Here is a 6,231-nt window from a genome sequence, read left to right as displayed (position 1 = left end):
TCGTCTTCCTCGACAACGACGCGCGGCTTCACCCGCCAGCTCGCGATCATGTCGCGCACCCGCGCCGCGACACTGCGCGAGGTCGGAAGGATATAGTCATGCCCCGGATGCGCGGCGTCGAACCGGGCGATGGCGTCGCCGAACACCTCGCCCATGCGTTGCACGACCGAGGCGCGCGATCCGGGCAGGATGAGAATCGGCCCCGTCTTTTTGGCCTCGTCGTCGCCTTGCAACGCGGCCAGCCGTTCAATCAATGGATGGCCGATATAGACGCAGCGCGGTCCGCCAAGCCGGACATGGGTCTCGGGCTCGAACGGAAAGATCGCCAGGATCAGATCCACATAGGCGCGCATTTTCTTCGCCCGCCCTGGCCGCCAAGCCCAGACCGTCGGCCCGACATAATTGACGATCTTCATGTCGGGCAGCAGCTTGCGCACGCGGCGCGCGACGCGGTGATTGAAATCCGGGGCGTCGATCAGCACCAGCACGTCGGGCCGCGCGGTGATCACCGCCTTGGCGGTCTGGTCGATCCGCCGCAGCACATTGCGCAGATTGGCCAGCACCGGCAGCACGCCCATCAGCGAGATTTCCGTCATCGGAAACAGGCTCTGCAGGCCCTCGCCGGTCATGGCGTCGCCGCCGACGCCGGAAATCGCTGCGCCGGGCGCGCGGGCGCGCAAGGCGCGGATCAGGCCCTGGCCGAGCAGGTCGCCCGAAGGCTCGCCGGCGATCATGAACACCTTCACGCCGCCGTCTCCCGCGTAAAGCCAAACAGGAACAGCCCGGCCTTTTCCGCCTGGGCGGCGACGGCCGCGCGATCGAGGATCAGCACGCGGCCGGCCTGGACAGCAATGCCCTTCAGCCCCGCCTTGGCCGCCGAGGCGATGGTCTCCGGCCCCATCGCCGGCAGGTCGACGCGGAGGTCCTGGCCCTTCTTCGGCGCCTTGATCAGCAGCCCGGCCGGGCCCTTCGCGCGCCAGCGTCCCCGCTCGCGCAGATCGGCCACCCGGAGCAGCATGGCGTCAGTGCCCTCTGCGGCCTCGATGGCGATGATCCGGCGATGGGCCAGCACCAGGGCCTGGCCGCAATCATAGGCCGAAAGCGCGCCGAGGCAGTCATGGCCGAAGGCGAGGTCTTCCTTCAGGTCGTCGGGGAAAGGCACGCGGTTCATGGCGCCCTCGGCGGCAAGCAGGTCCGGCGCGAGGTCTTCCACGCCGATGACGCGCAGGCCTTCGCCCTCGAACAGCCGGATGACGCCCTTGAGGGCGTGATCGTCGCCGCCTTTCAGCAGGCGAAAAATCTCGGGCAGCCGCTTGATCGCGCCCCAGTCGGGCCGCAGATCGGCGAATTCCGGACGCCCCAGCCCGCCGATCAGACAGATATCCTTGATGTCGCGCGCGGCGATCTCGCGGAAAGCGGCGCCGAGCTGCCCGACGCCGAGCCAGATGTGGGGAAATTCCGCGATGTCCTCGGCGGCCATGCCCTTGAGGCCGAGGATGAACACATCGATCCCGCGCTGGCGCGCGGCGCGCGCGGCGACAAGCGGAAAGGCTCCGTTGCCGCAGATCAGCGCGACCCGCTGGATCACGACGCCAGCCGCTCCATTTCCGGCATGCAAAGCGCGCGATCGCCGCTGGCGCGCATGAAGTCGACGATCATCATCACTTCGGCATTGTTGGCGAATTCCTCGGCGACGTCTTCGACCCGCTCTTTCAATGTGCCTTCGGGCGCGAACAAGGCGCGATAGGCGCGCCGCAGATCGTGGATCGCATCACGGCTAAAGTTGCGCCGTTTCAGGCCGACCAGATTGAGGCCCATCAGGAAGCCGCGGCTGCCGAACGCCAGCCCGAAGGGAATCAGATCGGCGCCGATGCCGGTCATGCCGCTGACGAAGGAATGGGCGCCGATGCGGGCATATTGCACGATGGCCGAACCGCCGCCGCAGATCACCCAATCGTCGATGGTGACGTGGCCGGCGATCATGACATTGTTCGAAAAGACGCAATCATTGCCGACGATGCTGTCATGGCCGACATGGGAATTGGCGAGGAAGAAGCAGCGATCGCCGACGACGGTGGCCGAGCGCCCCGTCACCGTGCCCGGGTTCATCGTCACGCCTTCGCGGATCACGCAATCCGCGCCGATCGTCAGGGTCGTGTCCTCGCCCCTGTATTTTAGATCCTGCGGTTCGTAGCCGATCGAAGCGAAAGGATAGATGCGCGTGCGCGCGCCGATTGTGGTGTGGCCGTTGACGACTGCATGCGATTTCAGCGTGACGCCGTCGCCGAGCTTGACCTTGGGGCCGATATGGCAGAACGGACCGATCTCGACGCCGTCGCCCAGCAGGGCGCCGTCCTCGACGATCGATGTGGGATGAATGGACATGGATCAGCCTTGTTTGTCAGCCTGGTCGGTGATGATCATGGCGCTGATTTCGGCCTCGGCGACCAATGCGCCGTCGACCATCGCCTTGCCCTGATACCACCAGATGTTGCGTCGCTGGGCGATGCGGGTCATGTGGAACTCCACACGATCGCCCGGCACGACCGGCTTGCGGAATTTCGCCTTGTCGATGGTCATGAAATAGACCAGCGGCGGCTTGGCGCCGCCGAGGCGCGAATTGACGCAAAGCGCGCCGGCCGTCTGGGCCATGGCCTCGATCAGCAGCACGCCGGGAAAGACTGGGCGGTCGGGAAAATGACCGGTGAATTGCGGTTCGTTGATGGTGACGTTCTTGAGGCCGATTCCGAATTCGTCGCCCCGCGCTTCAATGATCCGGTCGACCAGAAGAAAGGGATAGCGATGCGGCAACAATTGCATGAGCCGCTGAATGTCGATCGTCTCCAAAGTGCCAGCCTGGTCAGACATATCTCATTCCATGAAAATCGAGCAATGTGACAACCTGCGCCCGCTTTAACGCCACTTTGGCGGCGAAAGCCAGCGCAAAACTCTACTCTTCGCGGGCCTTGCCGCGACTTTTCGCCATCCTGTCGACAAGGGCCACGCCCTTCAGCCAGAGGCGCGCGTCACGCGCGGGCGAACCGCCGACTTTGGCGCCCGGATCGACATCCGCCATCACGCCGGATTGCGCGCCGATCTGCGCGCCGATCCCGATGTTCAAATGGCCGGTGATGCCAGCCTGCCCGCCGGCGACGACAAAATCGCCGAGCACGGTCGATCCCGATATGCCGACCTGGCTGACGATCACGCAATGACGGCCGATCACGACATTATGGGCGATCTGGACCAGATTATCGATCTTGGCGCCCTCGCCGATGATCGTGTCGCGATTGGCGCCACGATCGATCGTGCTGTTCGCGCCGATCTCGACATCGTCCTGAATGATGACGCGGCCGACCTGCGGCACTTTCTGATGGCCGCGCGGGCTCATCGCGAAGCCGAAACCATCCTGCCCGATCCGGACGCCGGGATGGATGATGACCCGGTCGCCGATCAGCGCATTGCAGACGGTCGCACCGGCGCCGATGGCGCTGTCGCGCCCGATCCGGACCCGAGGGCCGATCACCGCATTGGGGCCGATCACCGCGCCGGCGCCGATTTCGGCATGGGGTCCGATCACCGCGCCGGGATCGACCACGACATCGGGTTCGAGCCGCGCCAGCGGATGGACATTGGCGCCGGGCGAGACGCCGTGGCTGTCGAACCACGAACCGGGCCGCACCGCCTCGGGATAGAGCCGCGCCGTCACCGCTGCGCAGGCGCGATAAGGCTCGCGGACCACCAAAGCGGCGACGCCTTGAGGAACGCGCTCGACATTGCGTTCGCCGACCAGACAGGCCGTCGCCTTGGTCTGCGCGAGCTGGTCGGCATATTTCGGATTGTCGAGAAAGACCAGATCGCCCGGGCGGGCGCGGTCGAGCGGCGCCACGTCGAGGATGGTCGCAGTCAGATCGACGTCGCCGGCAGGCTTCGCCCCGGTCCATTCGACGATTTCGGCGAGAGTCGGCGTGACCGCGCGACGAAAGAATTTGATTTCTTCCATGACGACGCTTCCCCAGAGCAGCGCACGAAAAACGGCCCTTGGCCTTTCGCGAAACGCTGCGGAAACAAAGAATGCCGAGGCTGGTTGCGATTCATGCCGATCGCGATCGACCCCGGGAGTTGCCGCGTCCCGTCGCGGCGCCGATGACGTCCGTCACCGCGTCCGACCATAGGAAAAGGGCGCGGCTTGCGGCCGCGCCCTCGCATTCACGTGTCAAACGATCAGAATGTCGTGCCGCCGGTGAAGCTGAACTGCTGCGTGATGTCGGTATTGGCTTTCGACAGCACGAAGGAATAGTTGAACCGGATCGGCCCCATCGGCGAAGCCCAGATCAGACCCAGGCCGACCGCCGAACGAACGATCGAATTGTTGCTGCCGACGTCGATACAGGGCGACTGCTGCACCGGGAAGCCATTCATGGTCGTCACCTTCGAGGCGCCCTGCGGCGTGTAGTTATTCATATAGGAACAGGACGTCGCCTGAGCCGCCGAATAACCGAGATAGGTGCCGAAATTGGTCAGGCCCTGGTAATCCCAGAGGCTGCCCGCATCGAAATAGACGGCGCCCTTCAGACCGATATCCTTCGGCAGGCCCCAGATCGGGAACTGGGCTTCGACCGAGGCGCCCCAATATTTGGTGCCGCCCAGCGCGTTGCCGTTGTTGTTGGTCGTCGAATTGGTGATATCGCGCGGACCGATGCCGCCCGGCGCGAAACCGCGCACCAGGCTCGGGCCGAGGTTGAAGTTGTCGACGACGCGGAGATCCTGGCTGCCCGTATTCAACAGGTCGCCGGCCTGCAGATGGGCCATGCCGACGATATCGTTGAAATAAAGCTCGTGATAGCCACGAAGGTCGACCGTCGTGCGCAGGAAGTTCGAATTCCCGCCCAGACCGGCGAAATCCTGCTTCAGCTCGGCGCGGATGCCGAGATGCGGATCGCGCGGGTTGTCGAGCGTGTTATAGGCCAGCGTATAGCCGATCATCGACGTCAGCCAGTTGCCCTGCGCCTGTTTCAGCGCCAGCGAGGCTTCGCCATTGGTCAAGCAGCTATTATAGGGCGTAACCGGGGTGCCGTCATAAGGCGGCGTGACCCAAAGCGGCGACGTACAATCGTCATAGGGCTCGTTCGAGTTATTCGGGATGGTGAGCTGCGAATTGTACAGCGTATAACGCGGCGCGATCGTCAGATCATCCGTCAGCGGGATGCCGAAACGGATCGTGCCGCCGGTGACCCAGTTCGAATAATAGGCGTAGCTCGATGCCGTGGACATCTTCGAATAGAGGTCGAAGCCCGCGGCGATGCGGTTATCCAGGAAGAACGGCTCGGTATAATTGAGCTCGATGCCCCTGGTGTACTGGCCATAGGAGATCGACGTGCGGATATAGTCGCCGCGGCCGAGGAAATTGCTCTGCGTGACCGAGACTTCCGCGATGAAGCCCTGCGTGGTCGAATAGCCGCCGGACACCGAGAACGAACCGGTGGACTGCTCTTCGACATCGACATTGACGATGACGCGATCCGAGGACGAGCCCTGCTCGCTCGAAATCTTGACCTTCTTGAAGAAGCCCAGCGCATTCAGGCGGCGCTCCGCCTTGTCGACGAGCACCTTGTTATAGGCGTCGCCCTCGCCGATATCGAATTCGCGACGGATCACATAATCGCGGGTCGCCGTATTGCCGCGGATGTTGATCCGCTCGACATAGACGCGCGGCCCTTCTTCGACCACGAAGGCGATCGAGACGGTATGGGTGGCGGGATCCTTGTCGCCGCGAGGACGCACCTGCGAGAAGGCGTAGCCCATTTTCTGGACTTCCTTCGTCAGGCGCACGACGGTGTTCTGGACCTGGTCGCCGTTGTAGATGTCGCCGGCGTGAATCTCGAGCGAGGATTGCAGCGCGGCGTCGGACACGCCAGCCAGATGCGACTCGACCTGGACCGAACCGACGCGATAGACGTCGCCTTCCTCCAGCGTGATGGTGACGATATAGCCGCCAGCGGCGGGATCATAGACCGGGTCGACGCCAGTAATACGGAAATCCGCATAGCCGTTCTTGAGGTAGAAGCGGCGGATCGCCTCGGCGTCCTTCGCCAGACGGTCCGGATCGAACACGTCGGAGGTCTTGAAGAACGACAGGAAATTCATTTCCGTCGTTTCCATCAGGCCGAGCAGGCGGCCGCTGGAATAAGCCTGATTGCCGACGAAACGGATTTCCTTGACGCCGGTCTT

Annotated in this window: 6 protein-coding genes; all 6 read right to left on the bottom strand. The window is 63.7% G+C overall.

Annotated elements, in window-relative coordinates; genetic code table 11:
- Nucleotides 1–746 (bottom strand): lipid-A-disaccharide synthase (locus tag ACE3S9_RS13150; RefSeq protein ID WP_374546922.1); only part of this gene is annotated, 746 nt, incomplete at its 3' end.
- Nucleotides 743–1,588 (bottom strand): LpxI family protein, encoded by an 846-nt coding sequence (locus ACE3S9_RS13145; RefSeq protein ID WP_374546921.1) that lies wholly within the window; start codon nucleotides 1,586–1,588, stop codon nucleotides 743–745. The genes ACE3S9_RS13145 and ACE3S9_RS13150, both read right to left, overlap by 4 nt.
- Nucleotides 1,585–2,385 (bottom strand): acyl-ACP--UDP-N-acetylglucosamine O-acyltransferase, encoded by an 801-nt coding sequence (gene lpxA / locus ACE3S9_RS13140; protein WP_374546920.1) that lies wholly within the window; start codon nucleotides 2,383–2,385, stop codon nucleotides 1,585–1,587. Before lpxA ends, ACE3S9_RS13145 begins: the two co-directional genes overlap by 4 nt.
- 3 nt (nucleotides 2,386–2,388) lie before the next feature.
- Nucleotides 2,389–2,868 (bottom strand): 3-hydroxyacyl-ACP dehydratase FabZ, encoded by a 480-nt coding sequence (fabZ, locus tag ACE3S9_RS13135; RefSeq protein WP_374546919.1) that lies wholly within the window; start codon nucleotides 2,866–2,868, stop codon nucleotides 2,389–2,391.
- 82 nt (nucleotides 2,869–2,950) lie between these two features.
- Entirely contained in the window at nucleotides 2,951–4,003 is a 1,053-nt protein-coding gene (lpxD, locus tag ACE3S9_RS13130) for a UDP-3-O-(3-hydroxymyristoyl)glucosamine N-acyltransferase (protein ID WP_374546918.1), read from the bottom strand.
- A 221-nt stretch (nucleotides 4,004–4,224) separates the two neighbouring features.
- The coding region (bamA, locus tag ACE3S9_RS13125) for an outer membrane protein assembly factor BamA (RefSeq protein ID WP_374546917.1) at nucleotides 4,225–6,231 on the bottom strand (2,007 nt) is incomplete at its 5' end.

This window comes from Rhodoblastus sp. (assembly GCF_041915505.1).
In the GTDB taxonomy this organism is placed as follows: Bacteria; Pseudomonadota; Alphaproteobacteria; order Rhizobiales; family Beijerinckiaceae; genus Rhodoblastus.
Note: the sequence above shows the minus strand (reverse complement) of the source record. Positions and strands in the feature narration are given on the sequence as shown.

Coding starts and splice junctions, on each gene's coding strand:
- lpxA (WP_374546920.1), bottom strand. CDS start 2,385: ATGTCCATTCATCCCACATCGATCGTCGAGGACGGCGCCCTGCTGGGC.
- fabZ (WP_374546919.1), bottom strand. CDS start 2,868: ATGTCTGACCAGGCTGGCACTTTGGAGACGATCGACATTCAGCGGCTC.
- lpxD (WP_374546918.1), bottom strand. CDS start 4,003: ATGGAAGAAATCAAATTCTTTCGTCGCGCGGTCACGCCGACTCTCGCC.